Here is a 21,588-nt window from a genome sequence, read left to right on the forward strand (position 1 = left end):
GAAACGGATCAACTGGCGGTCAGGGAGGCCGCGATGGCGGCGCGCAGGTCCTTCTTGCTGACCTTGCCGATGCCGGTGGCCGGGAAGGCGTCGACGAACTCGACCCGGTCCGGCACCTTGTAGTCGGCCAGTCCGCGCCCGCGCACGAACCGCTTCAACTCGACGCCCTTCGGCGGCTGTTCGCGGTGCTCGGCGCGGAGCACCACGTACGCGCAGGTGCGCTCGCCCAGGTACGGGTCGGGCATCGACACCACGGCCGCGTCGTGCACGGCGGGGTGCGCGAGCAGGTGGTTCTCGATCTCCTCGGCGGCGACCTTCTCGCCGCCCCGGTTGATCTGGTCCTTGGCCCGGCCCTCCACCACCAGGTGGCCGGTCGGGGTCCGTCGGACGAGGTCGCCGGTGCGGTAGAAGCCGTCCGCGGTGAAGGAGTTCGCGTTGTGCTCCGGCGCCTTCCAGTAGCCGCGGATGGTGTACGGGCCGCGCGTCAGCAGGTGGCCGGTGGCGCCGTCGGGCAGGTCCCGGTCCTGGTCGTCGACCACCCGGACCTCGTCGTCGGGGGAGATCGGACGGCCCTGGGTGGTGGTGATCAGCTCCTCCGGGTCGTCCAGCCGGGTGTAGTTGACCAGCCCCTCGGCCATCCCGAAGACCTGCTGGAGCGTGCAGCCCAGCACCGGCCGCACCCTGCGGGCCGCCTCCGTGCTGAACTTGGCGCCGCCGACCAGCAGCACCCGCAGGCTCCGGTACCCGGTGGCGCCGCGCTCGGCAGCCTCCAGCCAGAGCAGCGCGAGCGGGGGCACCAGTCCGGTGATGGTCACGCCCTCGCGCTCGATCAGCGGGAAGGCGGTCTCCGGGCTGGGCTGCGGGCAGAGCACCACCCGACCGCCCGCGTACAGCGTGCCGAGCGAACCAGGCGAGCTGAGCGGGAAGTTGTGGGCGGCGGGCAGCACGCACAGGTAGACGCTGTCCGCGTCCTGCCCGCACAGCTCGACCGAGCCGCGCAGCGAGTAGATGTAGTCGTCGTGGGTGCGCGGGATCAGCTTGGGCACGCCGGTGCTGCCGCCCGAGAGCTGCAGGAAGGCCACGTCCCCGGGCTCGGGCTCCTCGGCGGGACCAGGTCCGTCGCAGGGCACGTCCGCCAGCCGGAGGTGCTCCCCGGCGTCCTCGCCGGCCACCAGCACCAGCCGCAGCGCGGGGTTCTCCGCCCGTACCCGGGAGGCGAGTTCGCGGTAGTCGAAGCCGCCCTCGACGGCCGGGACGACGTACGCCACCGCGTCCGTGAAGGAGCAGAAGTACCCGATCTCGGTGTACCGGTGCGCGGGCAGCGCGAAGACCGGCAGCGCGCCGATCCGGAACAGCGCGAAGACCACCTCGAAGAACTCGGCGGCGTTGGGCAGTTGGACCACCACCCGGTCCCCGGACCGGACCCCCCGGGCGAGCAGCCCGGCGGCCATCCGGTCGGCCCTGAGGTCGAGTTCGGCGTACGTCCAGCGCCGCTCGGTCGCGGCCACCGAGTGGCCGCCCGGGTCGACGACGGCGGTCCGCTCGCCGTGCGCGGCGGCCCGCTCGCGCAGCATCCGGCCGAAGGTCTCGCCGCGCCAGTGGCCGGCGGCCCGGTAGCGCTCGGCGAACTCGGCGGGGTACGGGGTGAATCCCTCCAGCGCCGTCACCGGGAGACCCCCGCGGCGTCCAGGAAGGTACGGAACTTGGCGCTGGTCTCGGCGAGTTCGGCCTCCGGCCGGGACCGGTCGACCACCCCCGCGCCGGCGTACACCCGCAGCGTCCGCTCGTCCGCCTCCGCGCAGCGGATGGTGACCACCCACTCACCGTCACCGGTCGCGTCGCCCCAGCCGACCATGCCGGTGTAGAGGCCGCGGTCGAAGGGCTCGACCTCGCCGATCACCCGGCGGGCGACGTCCGTCGGGGTGCCGCAGACGGCCGGGGTCGGGTGCAGCGCGCAGGCCAGCTCCAGGGCGGAGACCGCCGGGTCGGCCAGCTCGCCGCTGATCGTGGTGGCCAGGTGCCACATCGCGGCCGTCCGTACCAGGGTGGGCCGTTCGGGCACCTCCAGGATGCGGCAGTACGGCGCCAGCGCCTCGCGGATCGCGTCCACCACCACGGCGTGCTCGTGCAGGTCCTTGGGGGACTCCAGCAGCGCGGCGGCGCGCCGGACGTCCTCCCCCAGGTCCTCGCTGCGCGGCACCGACCCGGCCAGCGGGTTGGCCAGCACGGCCGTTCCCCGCCGGGAGAGCAGGAGTTCGGGGCTGGCACCGATCAGGGTGCGGCCGCCGCCGGCCGGTACGGCGAAGGTGTAGCCGCCCGGGTCGCGACGGGCGAGCCGCTGCAGGATGGCCGGCAGGTCGAGCGGCTCGGCGGCGCTCAGCTCCAGCGTCCGGGCCAGCACCACCTTGCTCAACTCCCCGGCGCGCAGCCGCTCGACGGCCGCCGCGACGCCCGCGCCGTACGCCGCCGGCTCGGGCACCGGGCGGATCCGCCAGTCGACCCGCTCGGCCGGCGGCGCGGGCAGCGCGATCAGCGGGTCGTCCCGCAGCGCCCCGGCCGTCCGGACCCGCTCGGGCACGGCGAGTTCGACCCGGCTCTCCCGGTCGAACGCCACCGCGCCGACCACCAGCGGACGTTCGACCCCGGCCCGGCCGGCCGCGGCCAGCGTCCCGGCGACCCGGACGGGCAGCGGCCGCCCGTCCTGCGGCACCCGGGCGTGCACGCCGGAGGTGAGCAGGGTGCGGGTCGGCGAGGCGAGGAACGCCTCGCCGGTGGCGGCCCGGTACTGGCCGAGCAGTCCGCTGGCCGCGCCGATGACGGCGTGGTCGGGGCCGCCGGCGGCGGGGGCCGCCGGGGCGTGATGCACCGTGGTCACGGTGGATTCTCCAGTCTGGGACGGGTCTACGGGTGAGGTCGCGGGCCGGCGGGGGAAGTGGCGGGCCTTCGGGAGGCCGGGCGAAGGGGCGGCTCAGGCCCGAAGGGTCGCGCCGCCGTCGACGTACAGGTCGTGCATGGTAATGTGCCGCGCCCGGTCGGAGGCCAGGAACACCACGGCCTCCGCGATGTCGGCGGGCGCGGCGATCCGCCCGAGCGGGATGCCGACCCGCCAGGCGCCCAAGTCGCCCTCGATGACGCGCCGTTCGGCCGCCTCGGCGTCCTCGCCCCACAGCGCGCGCTGCATCTCGGTGTCGGTCGACCCGGGCGACACCACATTGCACCGCACGCCGGACCGGGCGAGCTCCAGCCCCAGGCAGCGGGTGAACATGGTGGCCGCCGCCTTGGACGCCGCGTAGGCGGCCATCCCGGCCCGCGGCACCCCGGCGGCATTGGACCCGACCGTCACCACGGCCCCGCGCCCCCGCTCGGCCATCCGTCGCCCGACGGCACGGCTGACGTGGAAGACGCCGGTGGTGTTGACGGCGAAGGTGTCCGCCCAGTCGGCGTCGGTGAGGTCGACGACCGGCGCGGTACGCAGGATGCCCGCGACGTTCACGAGCACGGCCACCGGCCCGAGTTGACGTTCGATCGACTCGACCGCATCCTCGACCGCTCGGGCATCGGCGACATCCAGCACGTACGGCCGGACGCCCGGCAACTCCGCCGCCAGGGCGTCGAGCGAGCCGGCGTTCCGGTCCACGGCCGCGACCACGGCACCCTCGGCCACCAGCGCCCGGACCACGGCCGCGCCGATGCCCTGCCCGGCCCCGGTGACCACCGCGACGGCACCGGCGAATTCGGACTGCTGCACAGGACATCCCCTCCGACCAGCAAGATTAGGCAAGCCTAACCTAACACAGTTGTTCGCCTACACCGAGAGTCTGTGCGACCGTCAATTCGAACAAAGGCCGGTCGCCCGACTGGGCGAGACGAGACGATCCGTCTCGCCAACCTCGCGCACCGACGCCCGGTCGCCGCCCCGACCGGCCGACTACCCGCGCCCGTCCGCGCTCCCGGCCCGCAGGACTGCGTCGGTGTACAGCTCGGCCGTCAAGTCGCCCTCGTCCACGCCGAGTTCGGCCAGGACCTCGCGCACGGCGCCGAGCGCCGCCGGCAGTTCGTCCTCCCGGGCGACGGTCGTCTCCACCTCCAGGAACACCCCCGCCAGTCGCGGTACCCGGACCAGCGTCGCCAGGAACCGGCGGCCGCCGCGCTCCAGCCGGTAGTTCCGGCAGTGCTTCTCGAAGGAGAGCCGGGCCCGGTACCCGAGGGCGCGGACGATCGCGTGCGCCGCCCCGGCGTCCGCCACCGCCGTCTCGTGCTCCGGCTTCGAACCCGAGGCCTCGTCCACCCGGGCGCCCTTGTAGGTGAGCAGCGCGCGCCGGCCCCCGTCCGCGTCCTCGATCTCGCGGACGCGCAGCTCACGGTCGGTGCCGAGGAGGCTGCCGTCGGGGAGGTCGTAGTAGGTGTCCCGGTAGACCTCGGCCCGGCCGGGGCCGTGGGTGCCCTCCAAGCGGCGCAGCAGCACGCCGGGTTGACGCGCCAGTGCCTTCAGCTCCGCCTCGATCACCGTGCTGCCCCGCTCATCGCGCTGCCTCCGCCTGGGTGGATCCGGTGGCGGCGAGACTACCCCCGGCCGGGCGGACGCGGGCGGTCGCCGGGAGGGCGGGGACGAGTCCCAGCAGCGCCATGGGCTTGACTCCGCAGAACCCCGGAACGGCGCCGACCTGACGTCAGCTCCCGCACTCCTCCTCATGTCCCGCGGTCGGGCGGTCGGCTTACTGCGGTGCGGCGGTACCGGCCGGGGCGTCGGGGGCCTTCGGGGCCGGGGTGAGGCCCGTGCAGCCGCGCAGGCCGTCGCGGCGCTTGAGGGCGGCCTCGGCGGCCGCGCCGGTGACCGGCTCCGGGACGCCCTTGTCGTCGATGGTGGCCGGAGCGAAGGCCTCGCCGGTCACCTTGCCGTCGGCGGTGAGGGTGAGGGTGGTGACGCCGGTCTCGTTGGAGTTCGGGTAGTTGGAGGTGCCGTACCAGAGGAAGTTGCCGAAGCCGTACCCGACGTAGGTGTTGCCGAGCATGCCCGAGCCGACCATGGTGTGCGCGTGGGTGCCGACCACGGCGGTGGCGCCGGCGGTGGCGAGCTTCTTGGCGACGGCGGTCTGCGCGGAGGTCGGGCAGGCCTTGCCCTCCTCGCCCCAGTGCAGGTAGACGAGCACGACCGGGGCCTGCCGCTTGGCCGTCTCCACCGCCTTGACCAGCGCCGGAACGTCCAGCGCGGAGGCGATGCCCGGCTTGTTCGCGCCGGCCCGCCACTTCTGGTTGGTGAGGTCCTCGACCTGGCTGGCGGCGACCACGGCGACCTTCACCCCGCGCACGGTGGTGACGTACGGGGCGTACGCCTCGGTGGCGTTGTGGCCGACGCCGACGACCGGGATCGGCGAGGAGTCCTTGGCGGCGAGGGTGTCGGTGAGGCCGTCGGCGCCGAAGTCCACGGCGTGGTTGTTGGCCATGGAGACGACGTCGACGCCGGAGTCCTTGAGCACCGAGAGCGCCTTGGGCGAGGTGCGGAAGGTGTAGAGCTTGGGTTCCGGGGCGCCGCGCCCGGTGATCGCGGTCTCCAGGTTGAGGACGGACAGGTCCGCGTCGGCGAGGGTGCGGGAGAGCGGCCCGAGCGCCGGCTCGGGCGGCTGTACGGCCAGCCGGGCCTCGGTGCGGCCCTCGAAGTGGACGTCCCCGGCGAAGGCGACGGTGATGGTGCCGTCGGGCCGGGGAGCGGCGTTCTTGGTCGGGGCCGCGCCGGTGGAGGGGGCGCCCGGGCCCGGGGCGGCGGAGCTCGGGGCCGGGGCTGCGGCGGAGCTCGCGGGGGCCGGATCCGGGTCGTCCGGTCCGCAGCCGGTGACGGCGGTCAGCCCGACGAGCAGCGCGACGGCGGCCGCGGCACGGCGCATGAGTGGTTCCCCCCGAGGACGGTGCAAGAGCGGTCAGCCTACGCCACCGATTCCGCACCCCTTCAGCCCGGACCCACAACATTCCGGACACAAAAGGGCACCGGTGGGCCCTCTCCTGGCCCGCTCGTCCCCATCGCCCCGCCTGTCCCGGCCACCGTGTCCCTGGCGCGGCGACGGAGAGGCGCGCAGCGTGGTGGTACGGGAGGAACCCGTCCCGTAGCGGAGGCCCGGAGGCCCAGAGGCCCGGAGGTCCTGAAGCCCGGAGGTGTGGCGTGATGAACGGCGGCATCGGCGGCGAGCAGCCCGGGGACACCGGCACGACCCGCCCCTCCCCCGGCCGGGCGCACCGGACCGTGGTCGGCACCGAGGGCTCCGCACCGTCGGAGGCCGCCCCGCACCGGGCGGCCGGGCAGGCCGTCCGCACCAAGGACTGGCAGCTCAGCCTGCACGTGGTCGAGGAGGGCGACACCACCCGGGTGCACGCCGTCCTGAACGCCGACGGCGAGGTCCTGCACAGCGACGCCCGCTCCCACCGCAATCCCCGCGACACCCCGGCCCCGCAGATCGGCGACGAGTTCGCGGTCGGCCGCGCCCTGGTCGACCTGGGCCACCAGCTGCTGCGCGCGGGCGTCCACGGCGCCACCCGTCCCACGGAGGAGTGAACGCCGCGGCGAGCCGGGCGGCGGGCACCGCGGAAAGCACCGCGGCCGGCCCGCCGGGGAGGGCCCGCCGGGAGGGCCCGCTGGGGAGGGCGCGCCGCCCGGCCGGGTACGCCATGCTGAACCGCGACAGCCCGACCGGGAGACCGGACGACCGGAAGAGCCGCACCCCGCCCATGGACACCACCCCCGGCCCCACCCCCGGCCCCGCCGCCGGCAACGGACCCACCGGCCACGGACGCGCAGGCGACCGACCCGACGCCCCCGTCGGCGACCCCGACGCCCCCGACTTCACCCCCGCCGAGCGCGCCCGCGGCCGTGCGCTGCGCCGCGCCCAGCTGCCGTGGGCGCTGGGCGGCCGGCTGGCGGGCCTGGCGCTGACGCTGCTGCTCGGCCTCACCCCGGCCGGCGCCGCCCTGGTCACCGCCACCGGCCGGTGGTTCGGCGGCTCCCGTACGGCCGGGGTCCTGGCGGGTGCCGCGGCGCTGGTGGTCCTCGGGCAGGCGCTGCAGTTGCCGTTCGGCGCCGGGGCGCGCGCCGTCCGGGCCCGGTTCGGGCTGGTGACCCAGGGCTGGGCCGGCTGGGCGCTGGACGCGCTGCGGAGCCTGGCGCTCGCCCTCGTCCTGGTCCTCCCGCTGGTGCTGGGGCTGTTCGCGCTGACGGCGTGGTCGCCGCGGCGCTGGTGGCTGCCGGCGGCGGGCGCGGCGGCGCTGCTGACGGCCGTCCTCTCCTTCCTCCACCCGCTGCTGATCGAGCCGGTGTTCAACCGTTTCACCCCGATGGCGGAGGGCGGGCCGCGCACCGCGCTGCTGGCGCTGGCCGAGCGGGACGCCGTCCGGGTGCGGGACGTGCTGGTGGCGGACGCCTCCCGTCGGACGACCGCGCTCAACGCGTACGTGTCCGGGTTCGGGGCGACCCGCCGGATCGTGGTGTACGACACGCTGCTGACCACCGCCGCGCCGCGCGAGGTGGAGCTGGTGGTCGCGCACGAGCTGGGCCACGTCAAGCACCGGGACGTGCCGGTCGGCACCGCGCTGGGCGCGGTCGGGGCGGCGGTCGCGGTGGCCGTGCTCGGTCTGCTGGGTGCCTGGCGCCCGCTGCTGGACGCCGCGGGGGCGACGGACGCGGCGGACCCCCGGGCACTGCCGCTGCTGGCGGCGCTCGCCGCGCTGCTGGGTGCGCTGTCGGGGCCGGCGCAGAGTGCGGTGAGCCGCCGGATCGAGGCCCGGGCGGACCGGCACGCGCTCGAACTGACGGGTGATGCCGAGCAGTTCGTGGCCATGCAGCGCAGACTGGCACTGGCGAACGTCTCCGATGTCGACCCGCCGAGGCTGCTTGAGCTACTGTTCGCCACTCACCCGAGTGCGAGCCGTCGGATCGCCGCCGCCCGCGCCTGGCAGGCCGCCCGGGGAGGGCCCGTGCCGGAGCGCCGCGCGACCCCGGGAGAATCCGTTGTATAGTGCAACAAATCTCGAGGAGGTAGGACCGCCGTGCCCGGCCGCCAGTCGTCCATCGACACCATCCAGCGCGAGCTGACCGCCTTCGCCCGCCGAGCCCGGCACAAGGCCTCCCAGCTGCACCCCGACCTCTCCCTGGTCACCTACAGCATCCTCGACCTGATCACCGAGCGCGGCGGCTGCCGCGCCGCCGACGTGGCCGCGTACTTCATGCTCGACAAGTCGACCGTCAGCCGCCAGGTCACCGCCCTGGAGAAACTCGGCCTGCTGGCCCGCGAGGCCGACCCGGACGACCAGCGCGGCCAGATCCTGCGCGCCACCGAGGCCGGGCTGACCCTGCTCCGGGACGCCAACGAGCAGCGCCGGCTGTCCTTCACCGCGCGCTTCACCGACTGGTCCGACGAGGACGTCGCCCGCTTCGCCGACTACCTGGCCCGCTACGGCGAAGAGGGCTGACCCGGGCTGACCGGGCCGCCACCCGGGGCAACGGCGGGGCAGCCGGTCAACGGACGAACCCGCCACCGTCTCGGGGTGCGCCCCGCCGCCCCCACGGTGTACAGAGGAGAGGTGCCCCTCCGGCAGCGTCCCGATGCGCCGCACCCGCCGTCCGCCCCGCATCCCCCCGACCGCCGCCGCACCTGGCGACCCGACCCCCGGGTGCTGACGGTGCTGACGCTCGCGCTGATCGCCCTGATCACCGTCGTCGACGTGCTCTCCCCGCCGGACGTCCACCTCGGCCCGCTGCTGATCGTCGCCCCCGCGCTGACCGCCTCCTTCGCCGGCCCGCGCGCCACCACCGGGGTCGCCCTGCTCGCTCTCGCCGCGCTGACCGTCATCGGCCTCGCCCGGGACGGCCTCACCACGGCCAACCACGAGACCCAGCTGGGCGCCCAGATCGTCGTCTCGGTGCTGATCGTCGGCCTGCGGGTGCTGCGCGAGCGGCACGAGCGCGAACTGGCCCGGGTCCGCTCGGTGTCCGAGGCCGCCCAGCGGGTGCTGCTGCGCCCGCTGCCGGAGCGGATCGGGCCACTGCACCTGGCCTCCGTCTACCTGGCCGCCGAGGCCGAGGCCCAGGTCGGCGGCGACCTGTACGCGGCCGCCCGCACCGCCACCGGCACCCGGCTGCTGGTCGGGGACGTCCGCGGCAAGGGGCTGTCCTCGCTCGGCGACGCGGCCCTGCTGCTCGGCGCCTTCCGCGCCGCCGCCCACCTGCACGCCGAGCTGCCCGACCTGGCCGCCTACCTGGACGGCAGCGTCAGCTGGGACCTCGCCCAGCTCGCCGAGCAGGCCCGGCAGGACGGCTACGAGTCCGGCGAGTCCTTCATCACCGCCGTCCTGCTCGACATCCCCGACGACGGCTCACCGGTCCGCCTGATCGACTGCGGCCACCCGCCCCCGCTGCTGCTGCGCCCCGAGGGCATCACCACCCTCGCCGCCCGCCGCCCCGCCCCGCCGCTGGGCCTGGGCGAGCTCGCCCCGGCGCCGTACGAGGTGGAGACCTTCCCGTTCCGCCCCGGCGACCGGCTGCTGATCTACACCGACGGCGTGATCGAGGCCCGGGACTCCCAGCGGCGCTTCTACCCGCTGGCCGAGCGCGTCGCCGCCTGGAGCGCCGACCGCCCCGCCGCCCTGCTGAACCGCCTCCACCACGACCTGCTCGCCCACGTCGGCGGGCACCTGGACGACGACGCCGCCATGGTCCTGGTGGAGCGGCTCCCGGACGACGGACCGCACGGGAGCCGCTCGCAGGCCGGCCTCAGGGCCACGGCCGGGCTCGGGTCCGCCATCGGCCTCGGGCCCGCCGCCGACATCGGGTCTGCCGTGGCTACGACCGGTACGGCAGCTGCGGCACGTCGAAGCAGTTCGTCGTCATCGACGGCACCTGGGTGACCCAGCCGCCCCGCCCGCCCTGCGCCGAGTCCTGCCAGCGGGCGGCGTTCAGGCAGGCGCGGGCCGGCCCGGTGGGCGGCGGCTGCGGGACGAAGGAGGCGGGCAGGATCAGGCCGTGGGCGTCGTACGGCTCGGCGCGGTTCATGAACGCCTCCACGCAGGAGCGGGTCGGCGCGGCGCCGCAGGAGTCCACGGCGTCGGCCAGCCACTGCGCGCCCGCCCAGCCCTCCAGCTCCCAGGCGGACAGCCGCCCGGCCCGGTCCGGGAAGTAGCGGGCCATCGCGGCCCGGAAGTCGCGGACCGCCGGGTACTGCTCGTCCTCGTAGTTCAGGCTCGACGAGGTCGCCCAGAGCGCGTTGCGGCAGTTCGGCGAGGACCGGTAGTCGTCGCGCACCGACTCCGACCAGTTCTGCACGGTGGTCACCTTCGCCGCGACCGCCACCCCGGACTCGTCCAGCGCCCGGCACAGCGCCGCGTTGCCCCGGCCGTCCATGGCGTCGAACAGCAGCTGCGAACCGTCGGCGCGCACGGCCGCGGCCACCGCCTGGAAGTTCGGCAGCGCGAAGTCCACCGTCTGGAGCAGCACCCGGTAGCCCTCGGCCTCCAGCCCGGCCTTCAGCTGCCCGGCGTAGCGGGCCGAGTCGGCCTGGTTGTAGGCGACCACGGCGGCACTGCCCGCGCCCAGGCGCTGCTTGAAGAAACGGAACACCTCGGTGCTCGCGTAGAGCGTCCCGTTCCAGCCGACCGACCGCCCGTCGCGCGGGGCGCCGCTGCCGTAGATCCCGTACAGGTGCGGCCAGCGGTCGTACGCCGTGCCGATCGGCTGGCCGCCGACGTCCGGCACCGCCTTGCCGCTCACGTACGGCGCGCCCGCGTAGTCGAGGACGCTGCCGCTGACGAGGGCGAAGACGTGCGCCTGGTCGATCAGCCGGTGCACGCAGTCCTGGTTGCCGACGCCGCTGCCGCCGTCGTCGCAGGTCACCAGCCGGACGGTGCGCCCGTGCAGGCCGCCGCGGTCGTTGAGGGCCTGGAAGAACGCCTGGGCGCCGTACCGGGGGCCGCTGAACACCTCGCTGCCGACCGGGCTGGTGAGCGAGGTGACGACGCCGATCCGGATCTCGGTGGCGGAGACCCCGGTGTCGGAGGCCGGGTTGGCGGCCGCGGTGGCTCCGGTGGCCCCGGTGGTTTCAGTGCCGCCGGTGGCTCCGGCGGTGCGGGTGGCGCGGGCGGCGAAAGCGCCCTCGGGCAGCCTGGTGCCGCAGCCCGCCAGCGGCACGGCGCACAGCAGGAGGGCGCAGAGCACCGCCGGGACGCGTCCGGGCCGCCGGCGCGCGAACGCGTCGACGGCCCGGCACCGCGCGCGGGCGGTCAGCTGCATCCGGGGATCGGGGTACCGCTGGCACCGCCGGCCTGGGTCAGCAGACCGCACAGGGTCGACCGCGACACCTTCCAGGTACCGCTCTCCAGGACGGCCTGACCGGACGCGCTCGGCTCCACCACCGTGCCCTGGAGCGACAGCGCATAGGTGACGTTCGCGTCGGCGGCGTCGGTGAACGCGATGTCCGAGACCTTCGCCTGCACCTGGCCCACCCGGGGATCCTGTGAGAAGCCCTGCAGCACCGGGAGCAGCACGTCACCGCCCTGCAGCAGCCTGGCCTTGTCGGGGATCGGGGTGTCGGGGGAGAAGAACTTCTCCCAGTTGGCGGTGATCTCCGTCTTGGCGGCGACCGGGTCGGCGGGGGCGGTACCGCTGGGACTCGCGGCGGCGCTCGCGCCGGTACTGGCGCTCGCACTCGCACTGGCGCTGGCGCCGGCACTCGCGCTCGTGCTCGCCGGGGACGAGGCCGAGGAACCGGACTTGCCGCTGCTGCACCCGGCCGCCGCGCCCGCCAGCAGCAGGGCGAGCAGCACACTCGCCGTCCGCAGGGGCCGGCCGCCGCCCGTGGGAGTGCCGCTTCGCGTCACGTGCATGGTGTTCCCTCTCGACTGCGCCGCCCGGGCCGGTCTCACGGTCTCCCGGATGCTGTTCCAGGCCGATCCTGGAAACGTCTCAAGTGACACCATGAAGGCGGATCCATGGACGAATCGCAATCCGAGGGAGAAATCACTCGTAACGCCCCGAAGGGTTCCCCCGTCCGGGGCGGTACGCGCGGAGACGGTGCGTACGGAGGCGGTGCGCTCCGGGGCGGTGCGCTCCGGGGCGGTGCGCTCCGGGGCAATGCGCTCCGGGGCGGTGCGCTCCGGGGCAGTGCGCTCCGGGGTGCGCGCGAGTGGGCCGGCTGGCTGCTCGTCGCGGTCGGCGCCGTGCTGTGCGTGCTCGGCTGGTACGGGGTCTCCGGCGAGCGCTTCGTCGAACAGCAGGTCCCCTACCTGGCCTCGTCCACCATCCCCGGCGCGGCGCTGATCGTGGCCGGGACCCTCCTGGTCGCCCTGCGGCCCCCGTCCCCGCCGGAACGCCGGGAGCTGACGGACCGGCGGGTGGAACGGCTGTACGAGCTGCTCGTCGAACCGTCCGACGACGGGCCGCCCCATGACGGACCACCCGATGCCCCTCCGGCCGATGCCCCTCCGCCCGATGCCGCTCCGCCCGGCACCCGGCCGCCCGAGGGGTGGCTGGCCGTCCCCGAGGGCACCCGCTACCACCGCCCGGACTGTCCGCTGGTCACCGGCAAGGCGCGGGCCGCACCCGTGGACGCGGCCGCCGTCCAGGCCCGGGGCCTGACGCCCTGCCCGCTCTGCTCACCGCCCGCCACGGGCCCCGGCCCTGACCCCGGCCCTGACCCCGGCCCTGACCCCGGCTCCGGTTCCGGCCCCGACCCCGCCACCCGTCCGGGCGAATCCGCCCCGCCGGCCGGCTGACCGCCCGTGACCGCCGCCGCCCAGCTCGCCGCCACCACCACCGACTCGCTCGGCCTCACCGTCGACCTCGCGCTCGCCGGGCTCACCGTCGGCAGCGCCGCCGCGCTCAGCGGCATCGGCCTGCTCGTCTGCCACCGCGCCACCGGGGTGCTCAACATCGCCCAGGGTGCCCAGGCCATGGCCGTCGCCTACCTGCTGCGCGACCTCGTCGTGGTGCGGCACTGGCCGGTCTGGCCCGCCGTCGCCTGCTGCCTGCTGCTCGTCGCCCCCGCGCTCGGCGTACTGCTCGACGTGCTGGTCTACCGCCCGCTCCAGCGGCGCGGCGCCGGACCGGCCGAGACCATGGTCGCCGGGCTCGGCGTGTTCGTCCTGCTCATCGGCGTGGCCGTGCTGCTGTGGGGCGCGGCACCCCTGGCCGGCGCGCCCTCCCCGCTCGGCGGCGCCGCGATCCGGCTGCCCGGCGGACACGGCCTGCGGCCCGACACCGTCGCCCAGCTCGCCGCCATCCTCCTCCTCGGTCTCACCGTCTTCGCCGCCACCCGGTGGACCCGCTTCGGCCTGCGACTGCGCGCCGTCGTCGACGACCGCCGCCTCGCCGCCCTCACCGGCGTGGACGCCGACCGGGTCTCCGCCGCCGGCTGGGCCTTCGGCACCTTCACCGCCGGACTCGTCGGCATCGCCCTCGCCCCGTACCTGCTGCTCGACCCGTACGGGCTGCCGCTGCTGGTGATGGAGACCATGGCGGTCGCGGTCGCCGCCCGGCTGCGCAGCATCCCGGTCGCCGTCGCCACCGGGCTCGGTCTCGGCATCGCCCAGGCCGAACTCACCCGGCTGCGCCCGTCCGGACAGCTGCTGCCGCTGGTCGAGGCGGTGCAGTCCAACCTGTTCGTGGTCGCGCTGCTCGCCACCGCCCTGCTCGCCGGGCCACGCATCGGCGGGGAAGGGGCCGGGGAAGGGGCCGGGGCCGCGCCACTCGCGGTCCGCCGTACGGGTGACGAGCGCGCCGGGGGCGGCGGGGCCGGCGGAAGCGGACGGTTGGCAGGGGCCGTCTGCCTGGTGCTGCTCCTGCTGCCGCTCGGCTTCCGGGGCAACGACCTGCGCAGCGCCCTGCTGGTGCCCGCGCTCGCGCTCGTCCTGCTGTCGATCGTCGTGGTCACCGGCTACGGCGGGCAGATCTCGCTCGGCCAGGCCGGGTACGCGGGCCTCGGCGCGCTCGGCACCGCGCTGCTGATGTCCGGCCGGGTACCCGGCGTGCCGTCGCTGCCCGCCGCGCCCGCGCTGCTGATCGCCGTCCTCGCCACCGCCCCGCTCGGCCTGCTCACCGGTTGGCCCGCGATCCGCCGACGCGGGCTCGCCCTCGCCCTGGTCACCTTCGCGGTGGGCACGGCGATGAGCCGCTTCGTCTTCCAGCAGCCGTACGCCACCACCGGGCTGGTGCTCGACCGCCCGTCCTTCCTGGCCGGCGACCGCGCGTTCTACCTCGCCGAACTCCTCCTCCTCGGTCTCGGCCTGCTCACCGTCCGGGCCCTGCACCGGGGCCGCCTCGGCCGCGCCCTGACCGCCATGCGGGACCACGAGCCGGGCGCGGTCGCGGCGGGCGTGGACGTCCCCGGCCTCAAGCTCCTCGCCTTCGTCGCGGGCGCGGCCCTGGCCGCTCTCGGCGGCGGACTGATCGGCCTCGCCGGACGCGCCTTCGACCCCGCCGCCTTCGATCCGGTGCGCGGCCTGCTCTGGTTCGCGGCCGTCGTCGTGGCCGGCGCCGACAGCGCCCTCGCCGCCGTCCTGGCCGCCGCCCTCCTCATCGGCCTCGACGCCGGCACCGTCGCCGGGGTCTCCGCCGTGGCCGTCGGCGCCCTGGCCGCCGCCATCGGCCGCCTCCCCGGCGGTCTCGCGGCCCTGCCCGTCCCCCGCCGCCGGCCTCCCCCGGCGCTCCCGGCGCTCCCGCCGTCCCGCCTCAGCCCGACGGGGCGGCGGGTCCGGGCGGCGATCGCGACGAGGCAGGCGGGGCGGGTACGGAAGACCGGGGAGGACGGGGCCTCATGAGCAACTCTCATGGCATGAGCAACTCTCATGGGGGATGCCATGAGCACCTCTCATGGGGCGCGGCCATGAGCAAGTCTCATAGGGCATGCCATGAGCGACTCTCATCGGGCGCGCCATGAACAACTCTCATGACCGTCCCGCCGCCCGGCTGACCGCACGGGGCGTCGTGCGGCGCTACGGCGGGATCGAGGCGGTGGGCGGGGTCGACCTGGTGGCGCGGCCGGGGCGGATCACCGCGCTGGTCGGACCGAACGGGGCGGGCAAGAGCACCCTGTTCGACTGCCTCGCCGGAACGGTCCGCCCGGACGCCGGGCGGGTGCTGCTGGGCGGGCGGGACGTCACCGGGCTGCCCGCGCACCGGCGGGTGCGGCTCGGGTTGGCGCGCACGTTCCAGCAGATCGCCGTCTTCCCCACCCTCTCGGTGGCGGACAACGTCCGGGTCGGCGCCGAGCAGCGGACCGGGCGGGCTGGGCGGACCGGCCCGGCCGGCCGGGCCGAGGCCCGGGACGTGGCGGAGCGGACCGTCGAGGCGCTGCGGCTGTTCGGGCTGCAGGGCCTTGCCGCCGAGCCGGCCGGTGCGCAGCCGACCGGCGTGCTGCGGCTGGTGGAGCTGGCCCGGGCGCTGGCGGGCGGGCCCCGGGTACTGCTGCTGGACGAGCCGGCCGCCGGTCTCGACGCCGCCCAGACGGCCCGGCTGGTGTCGGTGCTGCGGGGCCTCGCCGAGCGCGGGATGGCGCTGCTGCTGGTGGAGCACGACGCCGAGCTGGTCGCGGAACTCGCCGACACCGTCTACGCCATGGCCGCCGGCCGGATGGTCGCGGCCGGCCCGACCGCGACCGTCCTCGCCGACCCCCGCGTCACCCGGGCCTGGGGGGCGGTGGGCTGATGCCGGTCGAGGCCGCTCTCCGCTCCGCCCGGGTCCGGTACGGCCCGCTGGAGGCCCTGCACGGTGTGGACCTCGCCTTCCCGTCCGCCGCCGTCACCGTCCTGCTCGGCCGCAACGGCGCCGGGCGGACGAGCGCCCTGCACGCCCTGGCCGGGGTCGTCCCGCTGTCGGGCGGGCAGGCGCTCTGGCGGGGCCGGGACCTCGGCGGGCTGTCGGTGCACCAGCGGGTCCGCCGGGGGCTGGCCCTCGTCCCGGCCGAGCGCGGGGTGTTCGGGTCACTGACCGTCGCCGAGAACCTGGGCCTCGGTGGTCCGGGCCACGACGAAGTGATCGAGCTCTTCCCGGAGTTGGCCCCCCTGCTGCCCCGCCGGGCCGGAACCCTCTCCGGCGGCCAGCAGCAACTGGTCGCCGTCGGACGGGCCTTGGCGGCGTGCCCGGCCCTCCTCCTGCTCGACGAACCCGAGCGGGGCCTGGCCCCCGCCGTCGCCGCCAGGCTCCACGCCCACCTGCTGGCCGCAGCCACCGACGGCCGTACGGTCGTCCTGGCCGCGCAGTCGCTGCCGCGCACCCTCGCCGGGGCAGCGGTCGTCCACGTGCTGCACCGCGGCGAGGTGGCCTTCTCCGGCGAACCCGGGGAGCCCCTGCCGAAACGTTTCGCCACTCCCCGGTGACCGGCCCCTCCCGGATGTGTCCGCGGTCAGCCGGAGGCCGCCGACGGCGTTGCGGGGGGCATGAGGCAACGGGTGTTGATCCGGAAGAGCAGAAGCTCCTTGGTCACCGTGGATTCGACGCTGACCAGGTAGCTGCCCGACGGCTGGAATGCGTCGAGCAGGGCGGCCACCTTGCCGTTCGCCGTCTCCCGGTAGCCCTTGATCTGGAAGCCCTGCTGCTCGAGCATCGCGCGGATCTTGCGAACGGCCTCGGGGTGCCGGTCGAGGGGGGCGGGACTGTAGACCGCGTAGGACATCGTGTACCGGCCGTCCTTGGCGACTTCGTCGTTCTTGCCGACGCAGGGGTCGAAGGACGGATCGACGGTACCGGGCGTGAGGGTGACACCGGCGGTCTGGGCCATGTACTCGGTCATGTGTTGGGCCCAGGCCTGTGCGTCCTGGCGGGCCATCACGGGCACGGGCGCGTCAGGGTCGGACGTGGACATGCATCCTCCGAGGATCAGGGAGAGACAGGCCGCCACCGCGGCGACGCCGAGGCGTCGCGCCGGGACGCGGCGTGCGGCAGGTCGTGACAGGGGGAACGGCATGGCGGATTCCTTGTACGGGACGGGTGCGGACCGGGCGGGACGGGTGCGGACCTGGCGGAACGGGAGCGGGGCGGCCCGGCCTGCACGGTCATTTGGGAGGCCGCGTGTGGTCCTTGGGAACCGTGGTCGGCTGCCCCTCGACGATGATGCGGGCCTGGTTCAGGAGGCTCTGGCTGTCCGGCTGCCCCTGCGAGGTGTCCTGGCCGTTCCAGTAGCCGCTGTGCCCGGACGTGTCGACCTGGATGTTGTTCCCGCCGAACATGTCCATCATCGGGTCACCGCCCAGGGTGAGGCCGGTGGCGAGCGCGATGTTGTCGTCGTCCGCCCTGCCGGTCCAGAAGTGGTTGGGTTCGATGTGGAGCTGGTCCGCGCGCTGGACGGTCATCCCGGGACTCGCCATGGCGATGATGTCGTCCGCGCCCAGTCCCTCCCCGCCCGCGGCGGCCGCACCGACGACCGTCGTGCCGTAGCTGTGGCTGTCGACGGTGAGGTGGGTGTGGTGGTCGCCCTGCGCGACCCGAACGCCCTTGGTGAACTGCCTCAGAGCCTCGGCTCCGTCCTCCGCCCGGGTGGTGCCGGCGACCGCGACGTTCGGCGCCTCCATGACCGGGATCTCGGGGGCGTCGTACCCGAGCCAGGAGATCACCGACACCTTCGCGCCCGGTGCCGTCTGCATCGAGGCGCGCTGCAGGGCGTTGATGCGCTCGATCTGACCCGGCATGCTGGCGAGCGTCGTCCCGGTACCCGGCACCATGACGGCGGTGTGGTCGGCGGTATCGGGGTTTCCCATGGCGATGATCGCCCTGCCGTCGTGGTCATAGGCCTTGGGGTCGAGCCCGAGCAGGAACAGCTGCTTCTCCTCGGGCGCACCGTCCTGCCGGTCGAGCCGCTTCTTGAGCTCCATCAGCGCTTGCTCGGTCTTGTTGTAGTCCTCGGAGGTCATGCCGCTGCCGCGGGCGTTGCCGGCCTTCATCGCGTCCAGCTGCTGGTCGAGGACCAGCCGGTTGGCCTCGTCCCTCACGGTGGCGGGCAGGCCGTCCAGTCCACCGATCCGGTCCGGGTAGAGCGCGAGGTAGCTGCTCTGTTGCTCGGGGGTCAGCGACTTCCACCAGTCGGCGGACTTCTGCGGGTCCTTGTTGTCGGGGACGTACGGATCGGCGAGCCCGAGGTCCTTCGCCACGTCCTTCACGTCGGTGGCGGTCTCGGCGGTGGAGCCGAACACCCGGGGCCGGGTGAGGATGTCGGCGTCGAGGCGGCTGAGGGCGAGGTCGCCCTTGTCGCTCGCCTCCTTCGCGTCGGTCAGCGCCTTGTTGATCCAGTCCTGGACGTTTCCGCGCAGGGTGGCCAGGGCCTTGCGCTCGGGGTCGTCTCTGGCCTCGGGGTCGTTCTGCTCGCCCTTGCCCAGCGGCGGCATGTTCACCGTCCCGTCCGGACCGACGGTCAGACCCCACTCCTCGGCGCGGTGCACGGCGTTCTGCAGGTTGGTCTGCGCCTGGTGGATCCGGTCGGCGACGGTGTCCAGGGTGAGCGCGACGGCGGCGGACTCGACCCGCACGATCTCCAGGATCTGCTCGGTGCGTCCCAGCGCGTAGAACGCGGACTCGGCGTCTCCGCCCTCCCACTTCGCCTGGCGCAGCGGACCGTTCACCTGGCTGCGGTGCCTGTTGTCAGCGGACTGGGCGCCGTTGGACAGGTCGCGCCATGCCTTGGCGGCGTCGTGCATCCCCGCCGGATTGAAAGCGAGCAGCAGCTCGTACATGGTGCTCACTGGCCCGGCTTCTCCCACACGTCGCCTATCCGCTGCTTCTGCCAGACCTCGGCGTTGGCGTTCTCATTGTTCGTGTAGGCCTGCGCCGTGGCGGTGAGGTTGTCGGCCGTCTTCTTCAGCCGGTCGCCGATGCTGGTCAGCACGGGCGCCCAGTTGGTCGCGACCTGGCCGAGCCGTGAGCCCACCGACCAGCCCACCAGTTGGCCGGCGGCCGTCTGGCCGGCCGTGACGGCGGCCTGACACGGCTTCGCGAAGTCCTCGCCGATGGCCCGCGCCACACCCGCGGACATGTGGATCTCACCCGGATCGACCTTGAGATGACCCACTGCTTTCCCCTCCCGACGGGCGTTGGATCAACAGGCAGAGTACTTCGGCAATCGAACGAGTCCTATCCGTACAGATACTCAGTCGATATCAGATGAATATCTCTGTTTGTGATGATTTATCGGCCATGGCTTGCCCCGGGCAACCAGTGGGCTGATCCATCAATCGACGTCCGCAGCAGGTGGCGGGACGCGCAGTTCCCGGAAGGCAGGCTCGACCCCGGCGATGCCCCGGAGAGCGCGCGGGCCCGCTACGGGCGGTAGACGTACGGCGTCGTGGTGCTCAACCGGGCGAAGCCGAGGCGCTGGAGGATGGGGCGGCTGTCGTCGCTGGCGTCGACCTGGAGGTACTGGTAGCCGAGGTCGGCGGCGAGGCGGGCGCGGTGGGCGACGAGGGCGCGGTAGATGCCGCGGCCGCGCCAGTCGGGGGCGGTGCCGCCGCCCCAGAGGCCGGCGAAGCCGGTGCCGGGGTTGAGTTCCATCCGGGCCGCGGAGACCGGGCGGTCGCCGGCGAGGGCGACGACCATGGAGAGGGTGTCGCTGCCGTGCCGGAGGTGGTCGAGCATCTGTTCGCGCAGGCCGGGGAGGTCACGGCCGAAGGCCTGGGTGTGTGCCTCCATCATCAGGTCGACCTCGGCCGGGTCGGTCACCGGGTGCAGCCGGACGCCTTCGGGCAGGACGACCTCGGTGGGCAGGTCGGCGATCCGGGCGATCATCAGCGCCTCGTCCGGTTCGGGGGTGAACCCGGCCGCGCGCAGCCGGTCCCCGAGGTCGGCGGGGCGGTCGTGGGAGTAGGTCTTCCACTCGAACTCCAGGCCCAGGCCGGTGAAGTGGCGCACCTGCGCGGCGATCGCCGCGTCCGCCCCGGCCTCGTCCAGGCCGGACCACACCACGCCGTTCCAGCCGGTCGCCCCGCCCACCTGCCGCACCACCGCGCCGTCGCGCTCGACGTCGGCCGCGGGGCCGTCGGGCCGTGCGCCGCGCCGGACCCGGTCGTCGAACAGGGCGAGTACCTCGTCATGATCCATCCGCTCACTCCAGCACGGCCCGGGAACGGGCGCCACCGAGTTTCCGCCCGGCCGGCTCCGCACGGACGGCCGGCCCGGCGGAGGAGCGTGCGGACGGCCCGGCGGAGGAGCGTGCGGACGGCCCGGCCGGCTCCCGGCCCGCCAGGATCACCGAGCTCGGCGCCTCCGCCCCCATGATGGCGTCCAACAGCGCCCGGGCGGCCGCGAGTTCGTCCATCTGCCGGGTGATCCGGGCGCGTTCCGCCGCCAGGCCCGCGAGCAGTTCCGGGCAGGTCGGGCCGGGCCCGCGGCTTCCGGGCGGCGGCAGACCCGGGAGGATCTCGGCGATCACGGCACTGTTGAGGCCGGCCGCGAGGAGGGTGCGGATGCCGTGGACGGCGGCCACGTCCGGCTCGCCGTACTCGCGGTAGCCGCTGGGGCGGCGCTCGGGGGTGAGCAGGCCCTGCTCCTCGTAGTAGCGCAGGGCGCGCGGCGTGGCCCCGGTTCGCCGGGCGAGTTCTCCGATCCGCATCGCGGGCACCTCGTTCGGTCGGCCGTCCGCCTTGACTCTGCCGTCGGCGTGAAGGTCTAGCGTAACCGCCGTGCCGAACGAACGGTCTTCCTCAACCCCCTCCCCCCGCACCGCCGTTGCCGTACTCGGCCTGGGCCCGATGGGCCGGGCCCTGGTCCGGGCGCTGCGCGCGGCGGACCATCCGACCACCGTCTGGAACCGCACGCCGGGCCGGGACGCCGAACCGCTCGCCCTCGGCGCGCGACCGGCCGCCACCGCCGCCGGAGCGGTGGCGGACGCCCCGCTGGTCCTGCTCTGCGTCCGCGACCGGACGGCCGCCCGGGCCGTCCTGGACGCCGCCGGGGAGGCGCTGCGCGGCCGGACGGTCGTCAACGCCACCTCGATCACGCCCGAGGACGCCCGGGCCGACGCCGTCGAGGCCGGGGCCCGCGGCTACCGCATCCTCGACGCGGCGATCCTCACCCCCACCCCGACCATCGGCGGCCCCGGCGGCACCGTCCTGGTCAGCGGCGACGCCGCGGCCTTCGCCGAGCACGAGCACACCCTCCGGGCCCTGGGCACCGTCCGCCACGTGGGCACCGACCCGGGACGGGCGGCGGCCTTCGACGCGGCCCTGCTCGACCTGTTCTGGACCACCGTGCACGGCTGGGTCCACGCCCTGGCCCTGGCCCGCGCCGAGGGCATCTCCGGGGCCGAACTCGCCCCGTACGCCCAGGGCCTGCCCCGCATCCTGCCGCCGCTGATCGACGACTTCGCCCGGCGTGCGGACGAGCACCGGCACCCGGGCGACCACAGCACCCTGGCCTCCGCCGCGGCCGGACTGGCCCATGTCGCGCACACCGCCCGGTCCCGCGGCCTGGACACCTCCGTCCTGGACGCCGCACTCGCCCTCACCCGCCGGGCGGTCGACGCGGGGCACGGACCGGACGGGGTGTCCGCCCTGGTGGAACGGCTCTCCGTCCGGTGACCGGCCTACCGGGCCGGCCCGCCGAGCCGGCCCGTCTCACCGGTACGTCCCACCGGC

General features: G+C 75.0%; 21 protein-coding genes. 9 read left to right on the top strand and 12 right to left on the bottom strand.

From position 1 onward, the window contains the following. Positions 1-8: 8 nt before the first annotated feature. From ACYP53_RS38180 to ACYP53_RS38200, 5 genes are all read right to left on the bottom strand, one after another. Positions 9-1,667, bottom strand: coding sequence for a (2,3-dihydroxybenzoyl)adenylate synthase (locus tag ACYP53_RS38180; protein WP_459650760.1), 1,659 nt, complete (start codon positions 1,665-1,667; stop codon positions 9-11). Then, on the bottom strand, positions 1,664-2,875 hold the full coding sequence (gene dhbC, locus ACYP53_RS38185; RefSeq protein WP_459650761.1) for an isochorismate synthase DhbC: 1,212 nt from the start codon (positions 2,873-2,875) through the stop codon (positions 1,664-1,666). The genes ACYP53_RS38180 and dhbC overlap by 4 nt, the downstream gene beginning before the upstream one ends. Positions 2,876-2,968: 93 nt before the next feature. Further along, positions 2,969-3,748 (bottom strand): 2,3-dihydro-2,3-dihydroxybenzoate dehydrogenase, encoded by a 780-nt coding sequence (locus ACYP53_RS38190; RefSeq protein WP_189913918.1) that lies wholly within the window; start codon positions 3,746-3,748, stop codon positions 2,969-2,971. A gap of 180 nt (positions 3,749-3,928) precedes the next feature. Further along, positions 3,929-4,507, bottom strand: a complete 579-nt coding sequence (locus tag ACYP53_RS38195) for a class IV adenylate cyclase (RefSeq protein WP_459650762.1) — start codon at positions 4,505-4,507, stop codon at positions 3,929-3,931. A 208-nt stretch (positions 4,508-4,715) separates the two neighbouring features. After that, positions 4,716-5,882 (bottom strand): CapA family protein, encoded by a 1,167-nt coding sequence (locus ACYP53_RS38200; protein ID WP_459650763.1) that lies wholly within the window; start codon positions 5,880-5,882, stop codon positions 4,716-4,718. A gap of 275 nt (positions 5,883-6,157) precedes the next feature. Between ACYP53_RS38200 and ACYP53_RS38205 the strand changes: the two genes are divergently transcribed. From ACYP53_RS38205 to ACYP53_RS38220, 4 genes are all read left to right on the top strand, one after another. Then, a complete protein-coding gene (locus tag ACYP53_RS38205; RefSeq protein WP_459650764.1) occupies positions 6,158-6,544 on the top strand; it encodes a dsRBD fold-containing protein in 387 nt (128 codons plus the stop codon). Positions 6,545-6,717: 173 nt separating this feature from the next. Next, a complete protein-coding gene (locus ACYP53_RS38210) occupies positions 6,718-8,001 on the top strand; it encodes a M48 family metalloprotease (protein ID WP_459650765.1) in 1,284 nt (427 codons plus the stop codon). A gap of 30 nt (positions 8,002-8,031) precedes the next feature. Next, positions 8,032-8,454, top strand: coding sequence for a MarR family winged helix-turn-helix transcriptional regulator (locus ACYP53_RS38215; RefSeq protein WP_189913923.1), 423 nt, complete (start codon positions 8,032-8,034; stop codon positions 8,452-8,454). Between the two features lie 201 nt (positions 8,455-8,655). Then, entirely contained in the window at positions 8,656-9,888 is a 1,233-nt protein-coding gene (locus tag ACYP53_RS38220) for a PP2C family protein-serine/threonine phosphatase (RefSeq protein WP_459650973.1), read from the top strand. Here the strand turns inward: ACYP53_RS38220 and ACYP53_RS38225 are convergent. Both ACYP53_RS38225 and ACYP53_RS38230 read right to left on the bottom strand, forming a co-directional pair. Further along, on the bottom strand, positions 9,824-11,266 hold the full coding sequence (locus ACYP53_RS38225) for an ABC transporter substrate-binding protein (protein WP_459650766.1): 1,443 nt from the start codon (positions 11,264-11,266) through the stop codon (positions 9,824-9,826). The genes ACYP53_RS38220 and ACYP53_RS38225 overlap by 65 nt on opposite strands. Next, entirely contained in the window at positions 11,257-11,859 is a 603-nt protein-coding gene (locus ACYP53_RS38230; protein ID WP_459650767.1) for a hypothetical protein, read from the bottom strand. Before ACYP53_RS38230 ends, ACYP53_RS38225 begins: the two co-directional genes overlap by 10 nt. Positions 11,860-12,192: 333 nt before the next feature. Here ACYP53_RS38230 and ACYP53_RS38235 point away from each other — a divergent pair, with 333 nt between their 5' ends. The 4 genes from ACYP53_RS38235 (at position 12,193) to ACYP53_RS38250 (ending at position 16,347) form a co-directional block, all read left to right on the top strand. Next, positions 12,193-12,747 (top strand): hypothetical protein, encoded by a 555-nt coding sequence (locus ACYP53_RS38235; protein ID WP_459650768.1) that lies wholly within the window; start codon positions 12,193-12,195, stop codon positions 12,745-12,747. Positions 12,748-12,753: 6 nt separating this feature from the next. Further along, on the top strand, positions 12,754-14,790 hold the full coding sequence (locus tag ACYP53_RS38240) for a branched-chain amino acid ABC transporter permease (protein ID WP_459650769.1): 2,037 nt from the start codon (positions 12,754-12,756) through the stop codon (positions 14,788-14,790). A 115-nt stretch (positions 14,791-14,905) separates the two neighbouring features. After that, entirely contained in the window at positions 14,906-15,676 is a 771-nt protein-coding gene (locus ACYP53_RS38245) for an ABC transporter ATP-binding protein (protein ID WP_189913927.1), read from the top strand. Beyond that, a complete protein-coding gene (locus ACYP53_RS38250) occupies positions 15,676-16,347 on the top strand; it encodes an ATP-binding cassette domain-containing protein (RefSeq protein ID WP_189913928.1) in 672 nt (223 codons plus the stop codon). Before ACYP53_RS38245 ends, ACYP53_RS38250 begins: the two co-directional genes overlap by 1 nt. 26 nt (positions 16,348-16,373) lie before the next feature. Here ACYP53_RS38250 and ACYP53_RS38255 read toward each other — a convergent pair whose 3' ends face one another. The 5 genes from ACYP53_RS38255 to ACYP53_RS38275 all read right to left on the bottom strand — a co-directional run bounded on the left by ACYP53_RS38255 (position 16,374) and on the right by ACYP53_RS38275 (position 20,564). Beyond that, complete coding sequence (locus tag ACYP53_RS38255; protein ID WP_459650770.1) at positions 16,374-16,934, bottom strand: hypothetical protein; 561 nt, start codon at positions 16,932-16,934, stop codon at positions 16,374-16,376. Between the two features lie 88 nt (positions 16,935-17,022). Continuing rightward, the gene (locus ACYP53_RS38260; RefSeq protein ID WP_459650974.1) at positions 17,023-18,693 is read right to left on the bottom strand and encodes an alpha/beta hydrolase; all 1,671 of its coding nucleotides are present in this window, start codon (positions 18,691-18,693) and stop codon (positions 17,023-17,025) included. A 5-nt stretch (positions 18,694-18,698) separates the two neighbouring features. Then, the gene (locus tag ACYP53_RS38265; RefSeq protein WP_459650771.1) at positions 18,699-19,028 is read right to left on the bottom strand and encodes a hypothetical protein; all 330 of its coding nucleotides are present in this window, start codon (positions 19,026-19,028) and stop codon (positions 18,699-18,701) included. Positions 19,029-19,276: 248 nt separating this feature from the next. Beyond that, the gene (locus ACYP53_RS38270; RefSeq protein WP_189913929.1) at positions 19,277-20,053 is read right to left on the bottom strand and encodes a GNAT family N-acetyltransferase; all 777 of its coding nucleotides are present in this window, start codon (positions 20,051-20,053) and stop codon (positions 19,277-19,279) included. Between the two features lie 4 nt (positions 20,054-20,057). After that, a complete protein-coding gene (locus ACYP53_RS38275; RefSeq protein ID WP_189913930.1) occupies positions 20,058-20,564 on the bottom strand; it encodes a MerR family transcriptional regulator in 507 nt (168 codons plus the stop codon). A gap of 70 nt (positions 20,565-20,634) precedes the next feature. Here ACYP53_RS38275 and ACYP53_RS38280 point away from each other — a divergent pair, with 70 nt between their 5' ends. Continuing rightward, complete coding sequence (locus ACYP53_RS38280) at positions 20,635-21,531, top strand: NAD(P)-dependent oxidoreductase (RefSeq protein ID WP_229928316.1); 897 nt, start codon at positions 20,635-20,637, stop codon at positions 21,529-21,531. Positions 21,532-21,588: the final 57 nt, after the last annotated feature.

It is taken from the genome of Kitasatospora sp. Ki12 (assembly GCF_054601375.1).